At 68.4% G+C, this 20,433-nt stretch carries 20 protein-coding genes and 1 pseudogene; 8 read left to right on the top strand and 13 right to left on the bottom strand.

From position 1 onward, the window contains the following. Positions 1–14: 14 nt before the first annotated feature. Entirely contained in the window at positions 15–917 is a 903-nt protein-coding gene (locus AC5WS7_RS01625; protein WP_495952524.1) for an alpha/beta fold hydrolase, read from the bottom strand. Positions 918–1,120: 203 nt separating this feature from the next. Between AC5WS7_RS01625 and AC5WS7_RS01620 the strand changes: the two genes are divergently transcribed. Further along, entirely contained in the window at positions 1,121–2,314 is a 1,194-nt protein-coding gene (locus AC5WS7_RS01620; RefSeq protein ID WP_495952523.1) for a DUF5005 domain-containing protein, read from the top strand. A 547-nt stretch (positions 2,315–2,861) separates the two neighbouring features. On the opposite strand, the gene AC5WS7_RS01615 is transcribed toward AC5WS7_RS01620, so the two are convergent. From AC5WS7_RS01615 to AC5WS7_RS01585, 7 genes are all read right to left on the bottom strand, one after another. After that, positions 2,862–2,978, bottom strand: coding sequence for a hypothetical protein (locus AC5WS7_RS01615; protein ID WP_495953705.1), 117 nt, complete (start codon positions 2,976–2,978; stop codon positions 2,862–2,864). Next, positions 2,965–4,176 carry an NADH-ubiquinone oxidoreductase-F iron-sulfur binding region domain-containing protein gene (locus AC5WS7_RS01610; RefSeq protein WP_495952522.1) on the bottom strand — a complete coding sequence of 404 codons (1,212 nt, stop codon included), beginning with the start codon at positions 4,174–4,176 and terminating at the stop codon, positions 2,965–2,967. The genes AC5WS7_RS01615 and AC5WS7_RS01610 overlap by 14 nt, the downstream gene beginning before the upstream one ends. Continuing rightward, a complete protein-coding gene (locus AC5WS7_RS01605; RefSeq protein WP_495952521.1) occupies positions 4,173–4,739 on the bottom strand; it encodes a ferric reductase-like transmembrane domain-containing protein in 567 nt (188 codons plus the stop codon). Before AC5WS7_RS01605 ends, AC5WS7_RS01610 begins: the two co-directional genes overlap by 4 nt. After that, a complete protein-coding gene (locus AC5WS7_RS01600) occupies positions 4,736–5,719 on the bottom strand; it encodes an FAD:protein FMN transferase (RefSeq protein WP_495952520.1) in 984 nt (327 codons plus the stop codon). The genes AC5WS7_RS01605 and AC5WS7_RS01600 overlap by 4 nt, the downstream gene beginning before the upstream one ends. Beyond that, entirely contained in the window at positions 5,716–6,039 is a 324-nt protein-coding gene (locus tag AC5WS7_RS01595; protein WP_495952519.1) for a hypothetical protein, read from the bottom strand. The genes AC5WS7_RS01600 and AC5WS7_RS01595 overlap by 4 nt, the downstream gene beginning before the upstream one ends. Positions 6,040–6,198: 159 nt before the next feature. Continuing rightward, entirely contained in the window at positions 6,199–7,422 is a 1,224-nt protein-coding gene (locus tag AC5WS7_RS01590) for an oxygenase MpaB family protein (RefSeq protein ID WP_495952518.1), read from the bottom strand. A 113-nt stretch (positions 7,423–7,535) separates the two neighbouring features. After that, positions 7,536–8,396: an oxygenase MpaB family protein gene (locus AC5WS7_RS01585; RefSeq protein ID WP_495952517.1), complete on the bottom strand. Its 861-nt coding sequence runs from the start codon at positions 8,394–8,396 to the stop codon at positions 7,536–7,538. Positions 8,397–8,616: 220 nt separating this feature from the next. Between AC5WS7_RS01585 and AC5WS7_RS01580 the strand changes: the two genes are divergently transcribed. Beyond that, positions 8,617–10,269, top strand: coding sequence for an acyl-CoA synthetase (locus AC5WS7_RS01580; RefSeq protein ID WP_495952516.1), 1,653 nt, complete (start codon positions 8,617–8,619; stop codon positions 10,267–10,269). Between the two features lie 222 nt (positions 10,270–10,491). Beyond that, the gene (locus tag AC5WS7_RS01575) at positions 10,492–11,151 is read left to right on the top strand and encodes a TetR/AcrR family transcriptional regulator (RefSeq protein WP_495952515.1); all 660 of its coding nucleotides are present in this window, start codon (positions 10,492–10,494) and stop codon (positions 11,149–11,151) included. A 42-nt stretch (positions 11,152–11,193) separates the two neighbouring features. Here AC5WS7_RS01575 and AC5WS7_RS01570 read toward each other — a convergent pair whose 3' ends face one another. Further along, positions 11,194–12,006, bottom strand: coding sequence for an SAM-dependent methyltransferase (locus AC5WS7_RS01570; protein ID WP_495952514.1), 813 nt, complete (start codon positions 12,004–12,006; stop codon positions 11,194–11,196). A 500-nt stretch (positions 12,007–12,506) separates the two neighbouring features. Continuing rightward, positions 12,507–12,935 (bottom strand): annotated as a pseudogene (locus tag AC5WS7_RS01565) (M20/M25/M40 family metallo-hydrolase); the annotation flags it as partial. Positions 12,936–13,062: 127 nt separating this feature from the next. Between AC5WS7_RS01565 and AC5WS7_RS01560 the strand changes: the two are divergent. Both AC5WS7_RS01560 and AC5WS7_RS01555 read left to right on the top strand, forming a co-directional pair. Continuing rightward, the gene (locus AC5WS7_RS01560; protein ID WP_495952513.1) at positions 13,063–14,136 is read left to right on the top strand and encodes an FO synthase; all 1,074 of its coding nucleotides are present in this window, start codon (positions 13,063–13,065) and stop codon (positions 14,134–14,136) included. After that, a complete protein-coding gene (locus tag AC5WS7_RS01555; RefSeq protein WP_495952512.1) occupies positions 14,129–15,598 on the top strand; it encodes a flavin-containing monooxygenase in 1,470 nt (489 codons plus the stop codon). The genes AC5WS7_RS01560 and AC5WS7_RS01555 overlap by 8 nt, the downstream gene beginning before the upstream one ends. A gap of 58 nt (positions 15,599–15,656) precedes the next feature. Here AC5WS7_RS01555 and AC5WS7_RS01550 read toward each other — a convergent pair whose 3' ends face one another. Continuing rightward, the gene (locus tag AC5WS7_RS01550; protein ID WP_495952511.1) at positions 15,657–17,036 is read right to left on the bottom strand and encodes an MFS transporter; all 1,380 of its coding nucleotides are present in this window, start codon (positions 17,034–17,036) and stop codon (positions 15,657–15,659) included. A gap of 133 nt (positions 17,037–17,169) precedes the next feature. Between AC5WS7_RS01550 and AC5WS7_RS01545 the strand changes: the two genes are divergently transcribed. The 3 genes from AC5WS7_RS01545 (at position 17,170) to AC5WS7_RS01535 (ending at position 19,670) form a co-directional block, all read left to right on the top strand. Next, positions 17,170–18,108, top strand: coding sequence for a LysR family transcriptional regulator (locus tag AC5WS7_RS01545; RefSeq protein WP_495952510.1), 939 nt, complete (start codon positions 17,170–17,172; stop codon positions 18,106–18,108). Positions 18,109–18,281: 173 nt separating this feature from the next. Continuing rightward, complete coding sequence (locus AC5WS7_RS01540; protein ID WP_495952509.1) at positions 18,282–19,055, top strand: SDR family oxidoreductase; 774 nt, start codon at positions 18,282–18,284, stop codon at positions 19,053–19,055. A gap of 102 nt (positions 19,056–19,157) precedes the next feature. After that, a complete protein-coding gene (locus AC5WS7_RS01535) occupies positions 19,158–19,670 on the top strand; it encodes a hypothetical protein (RefSeq protein ID WP_495952508.1) in 513 nt (170 codons plus the stop codon). 18 nt (positions 19,671–19,688) lie between these two features. Here AC5WS7_RS01535 and AC5WS7_RS01530 read toward each other — a convergent pair whose 3' ends face one another. Together AC5WS7_RS01530 and AC5WS7_RS01525 are read right to left on the bottom strand one after the other, a co-directional pair. Continuing rightward, positions 19,689–20,123, bottom strand: a complete 435-nt coding sequence (locus AC5WS7_RS01530; protein ID WP_495952507.1) for a hypothetical protein — start codon at positions 20,121–20,123, stop codon at positions 19,689–19,691. A gap of 53 nt (positions 20,124–20,176) precedes the next feature. Then, entirely contained in the window at positions 20,177–20,332 is a 156-nt protein-coding gene (locus AC5WS7_RS01525; RefSeq protein WP_495952506.1) for a DUF6131 family protein, read from the bottom strand. Positions 20,333–20,433: the final 101 nt, after the last annotated feature.

The raw sequence follows: 20,433 nt of genomic DNA, 5'->3' as shown, positions 1-20,433 counted from the left end.
CGTATCTCCGGCTGCTATGTTCCCGCGGCGCCGATGTACTCGGTAATCAGGTCACCCACCACCTCAGGCTGTTCCAGATGCAGGAAATGCCCCGCTCCGGACACCGGGACGATCCTGCTGCCGCTCGCCAGCCTGCCGCGGGCCATATCGAACAACTGCGGTCGCAGACATCCGTCGCAAAGCCCGTGCAGTTGCAGGGTCGGCTGTTGCGGCGGAGCCATCACGTAGTTCTGGAAGGCGGCATGCCGATCCGAAAGACGGTGCGGCCGAGCGAAACTCCGATAGTAGCCGATCACCGCGCTGCGCTGCGCCGAGTCGTGCACGGATTCGGCCAGGTACCGCAGATCCTCGCTCGCGTCGTAACCGGGCGACCAGGTCTGCCACAGGAACGCGGCCATCCGGTCGAACACCTTTTCCGGCAGCACCGGCAACTGATTGACCATGATGTACCAACTGTTCACCGATTGCAGCAGTATCTGCGGAATCTGCGCGGTGCGCCGGCCGGGTTCGGGAGTCAGGCAGCCCAGCGGCGGCACGGCCAGCGCGACAATCCGGCGGAACGGCGAATCACGCATCGCGGCAATGGTGTTCGCGGTGATCGCACCCCAGTCGTGGCCGATCAGGACCGCGTCCTCGGCATCGGCGAGCGCGGCCAGATCCAGTGCGTCGGCCACGAGCGCGCCCACCGACAGATCGCCGGTGCGCGGGATAGTGGAGGGCCCGTAGCCGCGGGTGAAGGGTGCCAGGACGTAGTATCCCCGGCCCGCCAGCCGTGGCGCCAGATGCCGCCACGTCCACGCGGTATCCGGATAGCCGTGCAGGCACAGCGCCAGCGGCGCGCCGGGATCACCCCAGGTGAGCGCATGGATGCGGACGTCATCGAGGTCGAAGGTCCGCCGCCCGGACACCGCGCTCACGACTGGACCGCCGGGCGTGCCCCGGTGTGCCGCGCGAACCCGCACAGCCGTAGTCTCGCCACTGGTTTCGACAAACTTCGGCCTCGATTCGGGAGGAAGTGAACTGTGTTCACCGACACCGTAATTTCGGCCGGCGGGCACTGGCAACCTCGCACCCGAACGGAATTCCATCGCGCCCACCCGTTATCTCGGGCTTGCGTCCCATGACCGGGTCCGGACGCGCACCGGTTCGGCCACGCACGGGGACAGCGGCCCGGCTGCTCGCCGTTCTGATCATCACGGCCGCGTGGCTGGGTGTGTTCGTGTCGTGGCCGCCTCCCGATATCGCGCCCACGCTGGTCGGAGCGCGGCCGCTCACCTGCCTCGACGAGTCCCTCACGGCCTACGGCGACGCGGGACGCGGCTGGACCGGCGGGGATTCGACCTGGTCGGCCGCGCTGCCCGGCGGCCGGGAGGTGTTCGCGTTCTCCGATACGTTCCTGCCGCCGATCACCCCGCCCGCCCGTCCCGCCGATGCCGGATTCGTGCACAATTCGCTCGTCCTGCGTGATGCGCGCGGGGCCCTGTCCACCATCGTCGGAGGCACCGCGGCGCAACCGGAGTCGCTGCTCTCACCACCCGATCCGGCGCACTGGTACTGGCTCGGCGCGGCGACGTATCTCGATGGCGCACTGCAGGTTCCGCTCACCGAATGGCGTTCGGCCGGGCCGGGGGCGCTCGATGTCACCTTCGTCGGCTCGGCACTGGCCCGCCTGGACCCCGCCAATCCGCGCCGGCTCGCATCGATCACGCCGTGGCCCCGCTCGCGCGCGATCGAGTGGGGACAGTGGGTTCAGCCGCAAGGCGCGTGGACGTACGTCTACGGTATCGAGCAGGTCGGGGACGGCAAATACCTGCACGTCGCGCGCATCGCGGGAACCGATCTGCGGCAACGTTTCTCGTACTGGGCCGGGCACAGCTGGTCGGATTCGGAAACCGACTCGGCGCGGATCACCGACCGGGTCTCCGCCGAATTCTCGGTACACCGGCTCGGCGCGGAGGTGTACCAGCTGATCACCATGCAGGACGGAGCGCTGGGCAATCGGATCACCGCACGCTACGGGCCGACACCGATGGGCCCCTTCGGTGCGGCGAGCACGCTGTACCGCACGCCGGAGGCGGGCGTTTCCGGCTCGTATCACGACCCCGGCGTCTACGCCTACAACCCCCATCTCCATCCCGAATTCTCCACTCCCACAAGGCTTGTGGTCTCCTACAACGTCAACAGCCTGACCACCGCCCCCGGCAGCGCGGTGTACCGCCACGCGAGCATCTACCGCCCGCGCTTCGTCGTCGTCGCCCTCGCGGGCCGGACTCATCCCCGGCCCGATCGACCCCCGCGCCCGGCCTGCCCGTGATATCGGCAGCATGCCCTCGGCACCGCCCTCCACGGCGCTCCGACCGCCGCCGCCTTGACCATCGCTCGCGCCGACGACGCGCGAGAGGCGCGCAATACCATGGGCCGCACGATGGTCGAACTGCTCGAGGCCCGCGTCCGCCCGCTTCGTAGCAGCTCACCACGGACCGAACGCTGGCGACGCCGCCCACCGATCCCCCTCTCGACTCCTCGTCGATGTCACCGGAACCCTCGAACGACTCGTTCGCCGATGGGCAGCGCACCGCGCGGTCCGACGACGCGATTCCTACAGCAGCACAGGAGGATTCGACGCCGACGAGCCCGGGTTCGGGCCGGAGATGAGGTCCGGCCCGAACCGGGTCCATTCACCCCAGGTGTCGAGCACCCGTCGAGGTCGGTGTGGCGATGCCGAGTCCGGCGGACCCCAGGTCCAATTGGTTGAGCATGTTCTGAATCGCGACCCAGATGTCCATCTGTACTCCTTGTCTTCGCGGCCTGCTGTGGGCCGGAATCTGTTCACTGCGTTGCCGCGCCGATCGGCGCGGACTTCATCGCCGCTGCCAGCGCAACGCGCGGGACGGGCAGAGTTTGATCGCCTCGGCGGCGAGCCCCGGATCCGGGGTGTCGGTGCGGAGGATCGGATAGCCCCAGTCATCGAGATCGATAGCGCCGGACAGGATGTGGGCGCATATCCCGTGTCCGGTGCAGGCGATGCGATCGACGGTGAGGGTGCTCGAGTCCGAGGGTGCGGCGGTGCCGAGGAGGCGGTTCATCGGTGACATGAGGGCGTCCTGTGGAGGTGGTGGGCAGCGATCTTCCGGGCGGCTGTGACGCGGTGCCGAACACCTCTAGCGCCGAGGTGAGGAAGCCGGCGACACCATCGGGGAAACCGCACGCACCTCGGCCGGCGACCTGCTCGAGCCTGCGGGCGAGGCGATCGGCCGCGCCGACCGGCGGGCGCGGGCGCAGGGCGCTGGTGAGATCCTCGAGCATCGCGGGCAGTCCGAACATGCACGGCCCGCACTGCCCGGCCGACTCCCCGACCGCGTAGGCCAGAACTTCCAGCAGTTCGGCCCACGGATCGGGCCCGGCCTCGATGATGCGCAGCGTGCCGACAGCGGGGCGAATCCCATACCGCGCCAGGTGTTCTCGCGACCACAGCGCGTCCTGGGCGTCGGCGGCGGACAGGAACCCGCCGCCGAGCCCGCCGGCCCACACCGCCTGCAGCGGCGCGGTGAGTCCCCCCGCGCGATCGAAGATCTCGTGCAGCGGCAGACCCGCCTCGACCGGGTGGACACCGGGCGAGCCCACCCCGTTGGCGAGTGTGATCAGCTGCGGCCCCGGCTCCCGTTCGGTCCCGTACGAGCGGAACCACTCCGGGCCGTCCTCGATGATCTGCTGTACGCGCCAGACGGTTTCGGCATTCATCACCAGCGTCGGCGGCAACCGCCGCCCGTGCGGGTCACGGCTGCCCGCGGCGATGGGCTCCGAGCGCATGAGCGGTCGCGCCGGGCCGCCGTACGCCAGCCGGGTCAGCGCCGACTCCTCCGACGAGACGTACCGGCGCGGCACGACCACGCTGTCCACTCGCGCGGCCCGCAACACCGCGAGAGTGTCCGAATCCCGGTGCGCCGCAACCCGGATATGCCTGCGGGTGAGATGGCGCGCCCCTTCCAGCACCTCGGGCAGATGATGGGCGATCACCCAGGCATCCTTTTCCGAATCGAGTTCGCCGTCGCACGCGTTGACGATCAATTCGGCGTTGTGCCGTTCGGCCAGTTCGAGTTTCGCGCCGGTGGCGAATCCCGCGCCACCGCGCCCGGTGAGCCCGGCCTCGAGCAGTAGTTCGGACAGTGCGCTCATGACCACTCCTGTGCGGCGATCTCCGCCCGGCGGCGAGTGTCGGGATTGCGGCCGAGCCAGCGCCATGCCGCCACCGCGACCATGGCCGCGGAGCAGGCGGCGGCGACCCCGAGCAGCACCGGATTGTCGGGAGCCGCCGTGGTCAGCGCGTGCACGATCGCGACGGGCGCCATCGCGTAGGACAGATAGTGCACCACCCGCCACGCCCGCACCGGCAACCGATGCCGCAGCAGCGAGGTCAGGTTCAGGGTGAGGAAGATATCGAAAGCGATGGCGCCCAACGCTACCCACTCGCGACGATAGCCCGAGGTGAACGGCACGATCGCGGACGACCAGCCCAGATGCACATAGGTGTCCACGAGCGCGGTCAGGATGTGCACCGCGAGGAATACGACCGTGCCGAGCGCCAGCGTGCGGTGCACGCCCATCGCCACGGCCGTCGCCGCGCTGTGCGGGCGCGGGCGCGCGGTGGTCAGCATCCCGAGCAGGACCACGAGGGTGAGCAGGATCAGGGCGACCACACCGGCCGACCGCGACAGGTACCACAGCCACGGACTGGTCATGACGCCCGCCGCCGCACCCGCCCGGCCGGTTCCGGCCACCCCGGCGTCGTCACGATCTCGTGTTCGGCGGTGGAAAGCCTTGCCGGCACGCCACGTTCGGTCAGCCACTGCGGCGCGCGGTCGTCCAGGACGATCGCGGCGGTCGAGGCCGCGTTCGCCTGCACCGCGTCCGGACCGGCACAGGTCACCTGGGCCCACCGGGTGCGCGCGGGTCGCCCGGTGCGCGGGTCGATGATGTGATGCTGCACGCTGCCTCGATAGGTCCAGGTGCGCAGCCGGGTCGAGGAGGTGGCGAAGGCCTGCCCGGTCGAGCGGACCACCTGCTGCACACCGCCTTCCCAATCCTGCACTCCCACAGCCCATCCGCCCGGCGGCGGCGGGCCTGCCACCGCGATGTCACCACCCAGGTTGACCAGGAATCCACCCGAATATCGCGCGGCCAGTTCCGCGGCGAGCGCATCGGCCGCCCACGCCTTGGCGCTCGCCCCGAGATCGAGCATCGTCCCTGCCGGTACGACGACCTGCCACCGCTCCTCGTCGAAGGTCGCCGCCGCACAGGGCTCCGGATCGATCGCGGCCGGACCCGGGGCGCCCGTCGCGCCGCGAGCGCGGACCGCATCGAGGTCGTCGTCGTACCCGCATGCGGCCAGCATCGCGCCGAGCGAGGCGCACACCAGGCCGTCGGTCGCTCGCTCGACGTGCATCGCCGCGCGCAGACACGAACCGAGGGTCCAGCCGACCGGAATCCGCAACCGGGCGCACTCGCCGGTGCGCGCCGATTCCGCACTGCGCGCATTGATCTGCCACAGTTCGGAATCGGGCCGGAACCGCGAGGCCGCGCGGTCGAGTTCGTCCAGCCGAGCGCGGACCAGCCGGGTCGCGAAGGCCAGTTCGCGGGCGTCGGTGCACACGATCACGACGGTGGTTCCGATGGCGGACAACGTCGTCGATGCGCTGACGGCCGCCCGCGCGCGGGTCATGACCCGGCCGTGTTCGAGTGCGGCGGCTGATGGGTGTTCTGCACCGGCGGTGTCGGCGTCCAGGTGGGCGGCGCGGTCTGCTCGCCGACGTTCGAGGACTGTTTCACCTGTTGCGGCACAGCGATATTCGCCAGCTCTATCGTCGCGGGAGCGATGACCCGCGCGTCCCGCGAGATGCCGGCCGCCTCGGTGGACGTGGGCCGGAAAGCGCCTTCCTCCCAGGCTGTTTCGACGGTCAGTCCGGCGACCGCCAGACTCGCCGCGACGGAGATACCCGCCGCGACCCGACGGATCCGCCGCAGATTCGGACTGTTGTTCATGGCTATGTCCTTTTCCAGAGCCTCGGCCCCGAGCCTCGCGGACCCGGCGGCCGCCACTGGCGGGGTGCACGGCACCGGGCGACGGCGACGCCGAAACCCGTGCCCTGCTTGGTATTTCGAATCCCTCCGAACCGGCTCAGCGGTCCGGACGGTCAGGAGTCATCGGTTGGTCTGCGGAATCTCGATGCTCAGCGGCATCCGCAACTCGGACGCATACCACAGCACGAATTGACGCAGGAACTCGTCGAACATCCAGTAGGCGTCCTTGGTCGGCGGGACGACGCCCAGGATCCCCTCCCGCACCGCCAGGAACGGGCCCCAGCTGAACTGCAGCAACGGCCCCCAGACCGGCTCACGCGGAATATCGAGCCAGTCGGCGATCTTGTCGCCCAGGATGAACCGCGTGAACGCGCCCAGGATCGGCCTGCTGAGCAGGGTCAGGTCCAGGTCGGCGCCGAGATTCAGCAGATCGTTGGCCAGCGCGTTGCCCTCGGGCGTCGGCGCGATGATCGGGTCCAGAACCTGCGCGGCCTGCGCGTTGGCCTGGTCCCACGAGACCGGGATGTACTCGTCACGGATGCCCAGCAGATGTCCGGCCAACTGCCAACTGTGCAGGTACCCCTCCGATTCCGCGGCCGGAATCGGAATCTTCCACGAGGTCAGCACGCGCATGATGGTCGTGCCCAGGCTGTGCCAGGTCACCATCATGTCGTCCTGGCTGATCGGCGTGTGCCCCTTGGGCCAGACCGGCGCGGTCGGCAGCAGATGCCGCACGGCGGCATGGATGATCCTGGTCTTGACGCAGGTCGCGATCATCTCGCCGCCGGGGCCGTAGGCGTTGACCGTCCCGATGTCGTAACCGAACTTGGCGGTCTTGGCGATCCGGTCCTTCAGGTGCGATCCGCCGCGGGAGTAGTACACCGCGAGCGCCTCGTGCGGGATGACGTTCGCCATCATGCCGCTGGCGAACGCGTAGAGCACGCCGAGATAGGTGCCGCGCTTCTGGGTGAACTGGAAGGAGTTGGCCAGCTTGCCCTGATCGGCCCACGACGGCAACTGCCGCGCGTACTCCATGAAATCGGCCAGATTCTTCGGCAGCTCGGCGGGGATGGGCTGGTCGTTCTTCACCCAGGTCGCCAGCAGCTTGTTGACCTGGTGCACATCGGCGTGATCCATCACGTCGGCGATGACCGGATCGGCCTCGGCGTCCCACACCGTCATCGGGTCCGCGCCCTGGCCACTGCCGAGCACCGACCCGCTGGGCGACCAGGTCCAGGGTTGCGCCCTGGCTGTTCGCGCCCCGAGCGCGAGTGCGCCCGCGGCTCCTACGAAGCCGCCGCCCACGCGCAACGCGTCACGTCTGTTGAGTCCGAGTGCATCCATGCCACGTTCCTCTTCGTCGAGTCACTGATACAGAGATACAAAGTCTGCATCTGCGTATCTCTATATCAGCACACTGTGTCTGCCATCACAAGCCGAGGACCCCGAATTTCCGGCTAGACGAGCGGTTTGCCCTGAGCGTGCCGGACCCGCATCTCGCGCAGATACGTCTCGAACGGATACAGCCGGAAGCGCTCGGGCAGGACGGTGAATACCGCGCCGATCGTCCGCATCACCAGTTCGAACGCGCGCTGCCTGCCCGGCCCCCAGTCCAGCCCCAGCTCGTCCCGGAACTGTTGCGGCAGATAGCCGGTGGTGAAGAACCGGTTGGCTCGCCGGTACAGCGCGCGTTCGACAGCCGTATAGGGCCCGAGATCCACGACCTGCTCGAGCAGATACCGGCGCACCTCGTCGTCGAAGGACATCGCGCGCACGTGCGTATCCCAGTACCGCGCGAACGCCGCCCGATCCGGCGGCCACATCTCCGGGCGCACCTGCAGGGTGGTGCCGAACCGCGCGGCCTCGCGATAGAGCTCGTCGGCGGATTCGTCGTCGATGCCGCCGTAGAGGAAGACCAGCGAATCCACCGTGCCGCGGTACAGGCACGCGGCCACCCACAGCTGCAGTTCCGGGTCGAAAGCGTTGTACGACACCGGACTGTTCGCATCGGAGCGAACCTGGCGGTGCGCAGTGTTCACCGCCGCGCGGTACATCGCGCGATCCTCCTCGGTGCCGAGCATCGCCACGGCCAGGTAGGTCAGGGTCGTGCGGCCGCGTTTGCGCGGGTGCAGATCGTACCGGCCGCTGTCGACCTTGCTCTCGATCACGCCCCGGCCCACCGGCGGCAGCCCCAGTTGCATGATCACGTTCGCCGGGCCGCCGAGCAGCGCCGCGGGACCGGCCATGAAGCGGGTCCGACCGGCCGGTGCATCGTCCGCCGGATCGCGCCGGCGCAGGAAGCGAGTAGGGAGGGACATGGATACTCCACGAGTCGATGAGATGCTTTTCACAACATCATGTCAGCGGCGATGTCGGCTGACAATGCGCCCGAGGCGGCCTTCGCACCTCGGGCGCCGATGTTGTATGTTACTCATCATTCTTGTTCACCTATTGTGACCCGCACAACGCGGAACCATCAGTAATATGCTGATCCAGCAGGTGAATTCACTCATGCCGACGATCGATCAGGAGTGGTAAGTGAGTGCACCATCGATTTCAGTGCGAGCAGCGGCGAAGGCGATCACGGAACCGTTCGCGGCCCTGTCGGTGCTTTTCAAGCGCGGTGTCATCGAGCCCCAGCACCCGATCGAACTGATACGGACCGTACATGATTCGGACATCTACGGCCCGTTCGTCACCGTACTGCGGCACGCCCGGCGCACCCGCGGCGCATCGGACGCGCTGATCGACGAACGCGGCACACTCACCTTCGACCAGCTCGACGAGCAGTCCGACGCGCTGGCCCGGGGCCTGGCCGCGACCGGCATCGCCCCGGGAACCGTCGCCGCGCTGCTGTGCCGCGACCATCGCGGCATGATGCTGTCACTGCTGGCCGCCGGTAAGCTCGGTGTGCGAATCGTGTTGATGAACACCGGCTTCGGCGGTCCGCAACTGGCCGCGGTCGCCGACCGCGAGAACGTCGGCGCGATCCTGCTCGACGAGGAATTCCTCGGGCTGCTCGACGACGTCCCCGCCTCGGTCCCCAGGTTCCTGACCTGGGTCGAGGACCCGGACACCGCCCCGGCCGAGCTCACCACGGTCGATGCCCTGATCCGGGCGAATCCCACCGGCGCGATGCGGGCGCCGAAACGTCCGGGCGGCATCGTCATCCTCACCAGCGGCACCACCGGAACCCCCAAAGGCGCTCCGCGCGACAAGGTTTCGCCACTGCAGTCCGCGCAGTTCCTCGATCGGATCCCGCTGCCGCGCGACTCGGTCATGATCATGGCCGCGCCGACGTTCCACGGCACCGGCCTGTCCCAGCTGACTCTCGGCTGGGCGCTGGGCAATGCGATCGTCTGCCGGCAGCGGCGCTTCGACGCCGAGCGAACGCTCGCCGATATCGCGAAATACGGTGCGGCGGTACTGGTTCTGGTGCCGACCATGTTGCAGCGCATCGTCGATCTCGGCGAGGAGGTTCTGGGCCGGTACGACACCTCCACCCTGCGCGTCGTCTTCGCGGCCGGGTCCTCGCTGTCCCCCGACCTGAGCCGGCGCACCGAACAGATCTTCGGCCCGGTGCTGTACAACCTCTACGCCTCGACGGAGGTCGCGGTGGCCGCCGTGGCGACTCCCGAGGACATGCGTGTGGCCCCCGGAACCGTCGGGCGTCCGCCGGTGGGTTGCCGGGTCGCCATCTACGACGCGCAACGGAACCTCGTCACCGAACCGGGTGTGGTCGGCACGATCTTCGTCTCCAGCGGCCTGAGCTTCTCCGGCTACACCGACGGCAGGCACAAGGAGATCGTCGACGGCCTGCTCTGCAGCGGCGATCTGGGCCATTTCGATTCCGCCGGGAGGCTTTTCATCGATGGCCGGGAGGACGATATGATCGTCTCCGGCGGGGAGAACGTCTACCCGCTCGAGGTCGAGAATCTGCTCGTGGACCGGGCCGACGTACTCGAGGCCGCCGTCGTGGCCGTGGACGATCACGATTTCGGCAAGCGGCTGCGCGCCTTCGTCGTCTCCGCCCCCGGCGCTCGCGGCGACGCACAGGAGATCATGACCTACGTCAAGACCCACCTGGCCCGGCACAAGGTCCCGCGCGAGGTGATCTTCGTCGAGGAACTGCCGCGCAACGCCACCGGCAAACTGCTGCGCCGCGAACTCGAACAGCGCGACATCGGCTGACCGCGAGTTCGGCTTCCGCACGCGATTGGGCGGCCATCGGCCGCGATCCGCGACGCTCCCGCGTGTTCACGCACACCGAGCGGGGCAAACCGGGTGATACGCTGAATCGAACGTTGTATCTCGGTACCACTCGACGAGCACCGTCGGCATACGTCACATATCTTGTCGTCTCACTCGTGTCGTATTCATCGTGTGCGGAGATCGCGCGGGTAGGAGGAGATCGTGACAGACGCGGGAACGGCCTCGGGCGCGGAGCGGCTGATCGCGCGCGCCTACATCGAGGCGCTCGAACAGGTCGACGAGGTGGACGAAATCCGTTTGCGCCTACTGGATTCGGCGTACGAACAGTTCTGCCGGATGGGCATCCAGCGTTCGACCATGGAGGACGTCGCCCGCCGCGCGGAGGTCTCGCGGATCACCGTCTACCGGCGCTTCGCCACCAAGGACGCCCTGGTCGAACAGGTGATCCTGCGCGAATTCCGGCGCTATTTCGACCAATTCCTGCTGGACATCCGGCAAGCGCACACCGTCAGCGAGCGCGTGGTGATGGGTTTCGTCAGCTCGCTGCGGGCGATCCGCAGCAATCCGCTCATCGGCGGTCTGCTGGCCACCGATCCAGATCTGCTGGTGAGCATTCTGATGCGCGACGAGGGCCGCACCGTGGCCGCGGTCCGCCAGTTCGTCGCCGGTCAGCTGCGCCGCGAACAGGGCGCGGGCAATATCGGCGCGGCGGTCGACACCGATATGGTCGCCGAACTGATGGTGCGCGTCTGCGCATCGTTCCTGGCCATCCCGAGTCAGCTCCTGGACCTGGACGACGACGCCCAGCTCACCAGCCTGGCCCAGCGCTTCCTGGTGCCGATGCTCGAGGCGCGGGACTGATCGCCACCCGCGGGTCGGCGCAGAGTGGCGATATCGCGCCGCTCAGACCTTGCGGCCGATCGCACCCCAGAGCGACACCTGCTTGTCGTGGCTCGGCGGGTGCTCGATGCCGTCGTTGCGCCAGCGGTGAATCACCTCGACGCCGGGCTCGAGCAGTTCCAGGCCGTCGAAGAAGCGGGACACCTCGGCGCGGCTGCGCGGGCGCACCGGGATACCACGGTCGATGTAGACCTGCAACAGCCGCATCATCCCGTCCGGATCGTCCGGCCCGTCGTCGAAATCCGTTGTGACATGGGACATCGCGAGATACGAGCCGGGCGCGAGCGGTTCCATCAGCGCCTCGACGATCTCGTAGACATCGCCCGGCACGAAGTGCAGCAGCGCCATCAACGAGACCGCCACCGGCTGGGTCAGATCCAGCGTCCCGGTCAGCTCGGGGGCGGACAGGATCGCGGCCGGATCAGCAGCATCGGCCTGGACGTAGGCGGTGCGGCCCTCGGCGCTGCTCACCAGCAGCGCCCGCGCGTGCGCCAGCACGATCGGATCGTTGTCGACGTACACCACCCGCGCGTCCGCAGCGGCCTCCTGGGCGACCTGATGCAGATTGGGCTCGGTCGGGATGCCGGTGCCGATATCCAGGAATTGCCGCACGCCCTGGCCGACGAGGAAACGCGTGGCGTGCCGCATGAAGTCGCGATTGGTGCGAGCGGTCACCCGGACCGCCGGGAAATTCTGCAGCGCCTGCTCCGCCGCGGCCCGGTCGGCATCGTAGAAATCCTTGCCACCGAGGAAGTAATCGTACATCCGGGCGGGATGCGCTACATCGGTGCGCAGGTCGATCGGGCCGTCGGCCACGGCGAACTCCTTGTCAGGTCGGATCATTACCAAGCGGTTGTACCCACCGGAGGTATACCCCATGCGGGCAAGTAGCCCAACATATTCCGGCAGACCGAACCCGAGTCGATGCCTACGCGAACCGGCGCTCGCCTCGCGCTCGGGAACGGACCGTTTCCGCGCTCCGGCCGGACCGGTTGCGCGCCTTACGAGTTCACCTGGCTACCGGCCGGTACGCGGTTGCGCTGCCCGGTCGCCGGTCGCGGCCGAGCCAGGCCGGCGCGGCCACGGTGAGCGCACGCACCGCGGTATCCAGCGCGGGTTCCGGCACGGGCGCGAAGCAGGGACTATGGTTGACCGGAATATCCTGCGCCACTGTCCCTTTCGACTTCGCCAGCGCATACCGGGCGGGGTCGGCCCCGCCGATTCCCCAGTAGGTGTACTGGGCGCCGAACGCCCTGGGCAGCTCGCTCATATCCGCGCTGGCGGTCTGCAACTCGATGGTGTGCGCGTCGTCGCCGAAGAAATTCGCGCACGCCCGCGCCGTTCTCCTCGGACGGCTGGAACAGCACCACCAGCGTGCCCGACCAGGCCGCGGTGGCCGCAGCCATCAGCCGGGCGAAACCCGTCATCGCGGCCACGTGCACATCGTGCCCGCACGCGTGCATCACGCCGGCGGTCCGCGAGGCGTACGGCAGTCCGGTCCGCTGGGTGACCGGCAGCGCGTCCATATCGGCGCGCAGCATGACCGTCGGCCCCGCACCGTTGCGCAGTACCCCGACGACGCCGGTTCCGCCGATGCCCTCGGTGACCCAGTAGCCGCCGGCGCGCAGCGCGGCCGCCGCCTCGCCCGCCGTGCGGTGCTCCTGGAAACCGAGTTCGGGATGGCTGTGCAGATCCCGGTAGAACTCCCCGACCTGGCCCGCGATCGCCCCGAGACCGTCCAACACCGTCGCACTCCTGGTCATGACCGAGGTCCTTGCCGCGGGTGGAGCCGGTGGATGAAGAGTCGGTACCGCAGCACGTGGGAGGCTACGCCCCGAGGCATGTCGGCGTCCGGCGGTATGGTTGGAACTCGTGGGTGATGTTGTTGTCGCCGGATCCGGTTTGCCCGATGCGGGCTTGGTGCGCAAGTGGCTCGACGAGGCGTCCGAGACCCCGGCGGCCCTGCCCGACGAGGGATATATCGCGCTGCTGGGCGCCGACGGACCGGAACTGGACGAATTGTGCCGAACGGCCGATCAATTGCGCCGCCAGGCCACCGGTGACGTACTGACCTATGCGGTGAATCGCAATCTGGACACCGCCGCGGTAGCCGGTACCGGCCCCGCCGCCCGCGCCCGCCTCGCCGCGCTGGTGACCGAGGCGCGCGAGCTCGGCGCGACCGAGATCTGCATGCAGGGACCGCTTCCGGCCGACAGCGATGACGACTATCTGGCGTTGATCGCCGCCATCGCCGCCGCCGGGCCGATCCATCTGCACGCGCTGCGCGTTCCCGAACTGCTCGACGGCGCCGCGCGACGCGAGATGCCGCTGGCCGATTTCTTGGCCGCGGCCCGCGACGCCGGTCTCGGTTCGGTGCCCGGCACGGCCGCGCGCATCCTCGACGACGGGGTGCGCGCCCGGCTGCTCGGCGCCCCGGACCTGCCGGTGCGCAGCTGGGTCGACGCGATCGAGACCGCGCATCGGGCGGGTCTGTTCTCCACCTCCACGATGGTCTACGGCCACATCGAGACGCCCGCGCAGCAGGTCGCCCATCTGCGCCTGGTCGCCGAAATCCAGGACCGCACCGGCGGTTTCAGCGAATTCATCGCGATGCCCTTCACTCCCGGCCCGGTATCGCCCGGCGTCGGTTCGCTGCCCGGCCCGTCCTGGCGGCAGACCCGCGCGGTACATGCCGTGGCACGCCTGCTGCTGCACGGCCGCATCGCGAACATCCAGGCAGCCTGGCCGAAATTCGGATTCGACGCGGCGATCTCGCTACTGCGCGGCGGCGCCAACGACCTGGGCGGCCTGCTGCTGGACGGACGCCTCGCGCCAGACTCCTTCGCCGAGGCCGGCTTGTCCCTGACCAGGCACGAGGTCGAACAGGCGGCAGCGGCCCTGGGCCGGACCGCGAAGCAGCGCACCACCGGATACGCCGATGTCTGAACTCACCCCCGTCGACGTGCTCATCGTCGGCGCCGGTTTCGCTGGAATCGGCATGGGCGCGCAGCTGGCCCGGCGCGGGCGCGAATCGTTCGTGATCATCGAGCAGGCCGACGACGTCGGCGGCACCTGGCGAGACAATCGCTATCCCGGTGTGGCATGCGATATTCCGGCCCATCTGTATTCGTTCTCCTTCCTGCCGAATCCGCGCTGGAAGCGGATCTTCGCCGAGGGCGCGGAGATTCACGAATATCTGCGTACCTGCGTGCGGCAGGAGGGCCTGGAACCGCATCTGCTGCTGAATTGCACCCTGCGCCAAGCGCATTGGCGCGAGTCCGACGGCCGGTGGATCGTGTACACCAGTCGCGGCGGCTTCTCGGCCGCCAGCCTGGTCGTGGCCACCGGGCGGCTCACCGAACCGAAGCTTCCGCAGGTGCGCGATCTGCGTGAATTCCGCGGCAGGCATTGGCATTCCGCGCGCTGGAATCCGCGGGTGTCGCTGGTCGGCAAGCGGGTCGGGCTGGTGGGCACCGGCGCATCGGCGATCCAGATCCTGCCGCGGCTGGCGGGCGAGGCCAGCGAGGTCGTGGTCTTCCAACGATCGGCGCCCTACGTTCTGCCGCGCGGCGACCGGCTGTACAGCCACGAGGAGATGCTGCAGTTCGCCGCGGACCCCGCCGCCATCACGACATTGCGGGACGAGTTGTTCGCCGAGGCCGAACGCAGCATCCCCGCCCGCAAGCGACGTCATCCCGAGATCGACCTGCTGCAACAGCGAGCGCTGGACCACCTGTCGAGCCAGGTGCGCGACCCGGAGCTGCGGCGGTCGCTGACGCCCGATTACGAGATCGGCTGCAAGCGAATCCTGTTCTCCGACGACTACTACGCCACCCTGCAACTCGAGCACGTCCGGCTGGAGCCGACCGAGCTGGCGCGGGTGACCGACGAGGGCGTCCAGGCCGCCAGCGGAAACGTCTACGATCCCGAGATCCTGGTGTTCGCAACGGGTTTCGACACCACCCAGCTGCCGATCGCGCAGCAGATCCGGGGCCGCGGCGACCTGCCGCTGGCCGAGCGGTGGAGCGAGGGCATGGTCGCGCACGCCTCCACGACCGTCGACGGTTTCCCGAACATGTACGTCCTGGACGGCCCGAACGCCGCACTGGGACACAATTCGGCGATCTACGTCATCGAGACGCAGATCGATTATGTCCTGGGCGCTTTGGACCATCTGGCCTCGAGCACCGATACGGTCCTGGAGGTCACTCCCGAGGCGGTGCAGTCCTCCACCCGGCTCATCGACGAGTTGGCCCGCGACACCGTCTGGACCCGCGGCGGCTGCACGAACTGGTACCGCGACGAGCGCACCGGCCGCCTCACCCTGCTGTGGCCGGACTCCGCGACATCGTTCCGCCAGCAGAACGCGACGTTCGACATCACCGCCTACCGGGCATCGGCGGTCTGAGCCGCGGGCCTCGATCCCGTCGCAGCGCGGAGTCCAGCTGCCGCGGGGCGGCCGGCGGTCAGGCGCGTTGCCGTTCGGCCGCGACCGGCCGCGACGCGTCCGCCTCGTCGATCGCGCCCAGGTCGAGGCCGTAGGTCTCCCGGGTGAACGCGACAGCCACCAGGGTGATCGCCGCCGCGCCGACGAGATACCAGGCGATCGGCACCGAGGAGCCGTAGCTGTCCAGCAGGCGGACCGCGATGATCGGCGCGAGCGACCCGGCGACGATCGAGGTCACCTGATAGCCCAGTGACACACCGGAATACCGCATCCGGGTGGGGAACATCTCGGCCATGATCGCCGGCTGCGGGGCGTACATGAACGCGTGGAACACCAATCCGACGACAATGGCGGTCAGGATGACCGCGTCGTGGCCGCTGTCCATCATCGGGAAGGCGAAGAATCCCCATGTGGCCGTCGCCAGCGCGCCGATCAGATAGACCGGGCGCCGGCCGATGCGGTCACTGAGCCGGCCGACCTGCGGAATGATCACGAAGTGCACCGCGTGCGCGGCCAACAGCCACCACAGGATCACCTGGGTGTCGGCCTTGACGTGCACCTTCAGATAGGTGATCGAGAACGTGACGACGAGGTAGTACATCACGTTCTCGCCGAACCGCAGTCCCATCGCGGTGAACACCCCGCGCGGATACCGGCGCAACACCTCGGCCACACTGTAGGAAGCCGCCTTCACCCGTTCGGATTCCTGTTGTGCCGCAAGGAAAATCGGCGCGTCGGTGACCTTCGTGCGCACGTAGTAGCCGATCAGCACGATCAGCGCCGACAGCCAGAACGCCACGCGCCAGCCCCAACTCAGAAACGCCGCGTCGGACAGGGTCGACGTCAGCACCAGCAGCACCACGGTCGCGAGCATGTTGCCCGCGGGCACTCCGGCCTGCGGCCAGCTGGCCCAGAACCCCCGGCTACGGCTCGGGCTGTGCTCGGCCACCAGCAGCACCGCTCCGCCCCATTCCCCGCCCACCGCGAAACCCTGGACGAACCGCAGCGCCACGAGCAAGGCGGGTGCCCAGTACCCGACCTGGTGGAACGTCGGCAGGCACCCCATCCCGAAGGTGGACAGGCCCACCAGAAGCAGACTCACCTGCAGTAGTTTCTTGCGTCCGAATTTGTCGCCGTAATGCCCGAACACGATGCCGCCCAAGGGCCGCGCCGCGAATCCCACCGCGTAGGTGATGAACGCGTCGAGCACGCCGTCCAGATCGCTGCGGCCCGCGGCGAAGAACACCTTGCCGAACACCAGCGTTGCGGCCGTGCCGTAGAGGAAGAATTCGTACCACTCCACGACGGTGCCGGCCATCGACGCGGCCACCACCCGCCGCAGCCCGCTCGCCACCGTGCCCACGGCGCCACCGCCCGGCGGCGTGTTGCGTACCCTCATCGCACTGCTCCTTCATGACCGCACCATCGGCCGTGTGACGACCAACACATATTTCGTGACGAATGAGTATTGGCGCAGATATTCACCGGGAGCAATGCCCAGTTGTGCAGCCCAGTTCTGCGATAATGCACATATGCCGGATGGTCCAGCGAGTCGGCGTCCCAGCGCGGACGACCTGTTGGTGCTGCTGGCGGTCGCCCGGTCGGGGCGGTTCGTCAGTGCCGCAGAGGAACTCGGCCTCAACCACACCACGATCTCGCGCCGGATCGCCGCGCTCGAGCAGACGCTCGCCGGGCGGGTACTGGCCCGGGGCGCCGGCGGCTGGGAGCTCACCGAGTTGGGCCGCGAGGCGCTCGCCGCAGCGGAAGCGGTGGATTCGGCGGTCCGGTCGCTGTCCGCCGACGCGGACGGCGACCGCGTTCTGGAAGGGGTGGTACGCCTTTCGGCGACAGACGGATTCAGCGCCTATATCGCCGCCCCGTCGGCCGCACGGGTACAGCGCCGTCACCCCAAGATCGCCGTCGAGATCATCGCCACCACCCGCCGGGCGTCCATCCAGCGGTCCGGACTCGATATCGAGGTCGTGGTCGGACGGCCGAACGTGCGGCGCGCCGAGGCCATGCCCCTGGGGGACTACTGCCTCGGCCTCTACGGATCACGCGATTACCTTGCGGCACACGGCGTCCCGCAGACGCTCGATGATCTGCGGAACTACTCGCTGGTGTACTTCATCGACTCGATGTTGCAGGTCGACGATCTCGATCTGGCCTCGAGCTTCGCTCCGGCCATGCGCGAATCGGTCACCTCCACCAACGTTTTCGTCCATGTCGAGGCGACCCGGGCCGCAGCCGGGCTCGGGCTGCTGCCCTGTTTCATGGCGGACCGGCACCCCGACCTCGTCCGGGTTCTGCCCGAGCAGGCCGACGTGCGCCTGACCTACTGGCTCGTCGCTCGCGCCGAAACCCTGCGCCGACCGGAGGTTTCCGCCGTCCTGCAAGCGCTCCGGAGCACCGTCGCCGAACAGCGGGACCGGATGCTGGGCTCGAACGCGGCCCGATCGCGCGGTATGTGACCGGAATCTGCGTACATGCAGACCCCGAGTGCGGAACTGGCCATTGATACGCCGGTCGATGTGCACGAATACTCTCTTCGATCGTAAATCGTCGGCCCGGTCCATCGAACCGGACCCGATGGCCGTCGTTCCCGCGATCCCGATCCGCCGTCCGAGCCGAAAGTGAGTGCCGCGTGAGTAACTCGACCCGTTCTGTGGCCGATCGCGCCGTTCGCGAGCGTTCCGCGCTGGTGACCGGCGCGGCCAGTGGGATCGGCGCGGCCTGCGCCCGCGAATTGGCCGCCGCGAACATCTCGGTCACCGTGGCCGACATCGACGGCGCGGGCGCGAGGCGGGTCGCCGACGAGATCGGCGGCACCGCTTGGGAAGTCGATCTCTGCGATGTCGAGGCACTCGAATCGCTGCGACTGGACTGCGACATTCTGATCAACAACGCCGGCGTGCAGACGGTCCACCCGATTCCCGACTTCCCGCCGCAGCGATTCCGCACCATGCTGACCCTGATGGTCGAGGCTCCCTTCCTGCTCATCCGGGCCGCGCTGCCGCGGATGTACGAGCGCGGCTACGGACGCATCATCAACATCTCCTCCGTGCACGGCCTGCGCGCCTCGCCGTACAAATCCGCCTACGTCACCGCGAAACACGCTCTGGAGGGTCTGTCCAAGGTCACCGCCCTCGAAGCCGCCGAACACGGCGTGACCAGCAATTGCGTCAACCCGGCGTACGTGCGAACCCCGCTGGTCGACCGGCAGATCAGCGAACAGGCCCTGGCGCACGGCATTCCCGAACAGGATGTCGAGCAGCGGATCTTCCTGAGCGAATCCGCGGTGAAACATCTGATCGAGCCCGAAGAGGTCGCCTCCCTGGTCGGCTGGCTGTGCACCGATGCGGCCCGGTCGGTCACCGGCGCCAGCTATCGCATGGACGGCGGGTGGAGCGCCCGGTGAGGTGAGGCGCCGGCCGCGACGCGCACGGCGCGAACGCATCCGGTTGTCTGGAAATTCGCTGAATTACGAGTGCGGATCGCGAGCCGGTACCACGATGGGGTGATGACCGATCGAGAGTCGCCGCCCGCCCTGGCTACCGCGCAGCATCGGGCCCGCGAGGTGCGGCGGGCGTGGACGGAGACGCTGGGCCCCGGCGAGCGGTCGGCGGTGTGGGCGTGGGCGGCGTTCACCGCGACATTCGGGGCCACGCGGGCGCTCACGCATTGGATCCGCGCCGGACACGGCCCTACCGGTGGCGGATTCAGCTTGGGGGGCAAGCATTTTCACCACTACAACATCGGCATCGCGATGCTCGCCGGGGTGGGAATGGTGGCCTTGCGGGGAACCGAACGCGCCCGCCGGCACCCGGTGGTGGCCACCTCGTACGGCGCCGCGTCCGCGCTGATCGTCGACGAGCTGGCACTGCTGCTGGACCTCGAGGACGTCTACTGGGCGCGCGAAGGGCGCACCAGCGTCGACGCGGCGGTCGTGGTCATAGGCCTGGGCGGCCTCGCGACCGCGGGCTTCGAATTCTGGCCGCGAGCGCATCGCGCGCTGTGGGGACACCGACCCTGAGCACGAGAACCGTGCGGGTCAGCGACCGTCGGACCGGTCTTTTCCGCGAGCTTCGGCGCCGGAGTCCGGGCCGGGCTCGGCTTCGGATCGCGGACCGCGGCCACCGGAGTCCGGATCGATCTTGTCGGCCTGTTCGAATTTCCGCGTGAGGTCGTCGTGCGACGCGGCGGCATCGCTGCGTTTCGCGGCCGCCTGTTCTCTCAGATTGGCGGCCTGCGCCGCTTTCGCGTCGGCCTCGGCCGATGCCGCCCGAGCCTTGGCCGCGGTTTCATCGGCGAGAGCTTGTCGCCGGCCGACCTCGCGCGATTGTTCGGTCGCCTTGTCGCGAATGTCCGCGGCCTGGGCGCGCCGGTGCTCCTTGCGTTTCACCACGGCTGTCCGGACCAAGCCGGCGACGAGCAGAATTACCGCCACCGCGACAATGACGATGATGACGATCGTGCTGGTAGCCATCTCGACTCCTCAACTCGGTTGAGCGTGCCCGTACGGCCGATATCGGGACCGCGTCAGAAGTAGTGCCGTCGCCCGCCGACCGCGCGCCCCATCGACCCCATGGCCAGCAACACCAGGCCGATGACCAGGGCCACGATCCCGAGAATCCAGATGATGTGGATTTTCAGGAGAAATCCGACGACGAGAAGAATGATTCCGAGAATGATCATGATCGACACCTGATTCGCCGAATGAAGCGACCGGCCTGTGTGATGGAATTCCGACGGCCAGCAAAACCATCCGCTGGCTACACTGCTGCAAATTCACTCAA

This window comes from Nocardia sp. PLKS1-43, from assembly GCF_059510335.1.
Note: the sequence above shows the minus strand (reverse complement) of the source record. Positions and strands in the feature narration are given on the sequence as shown.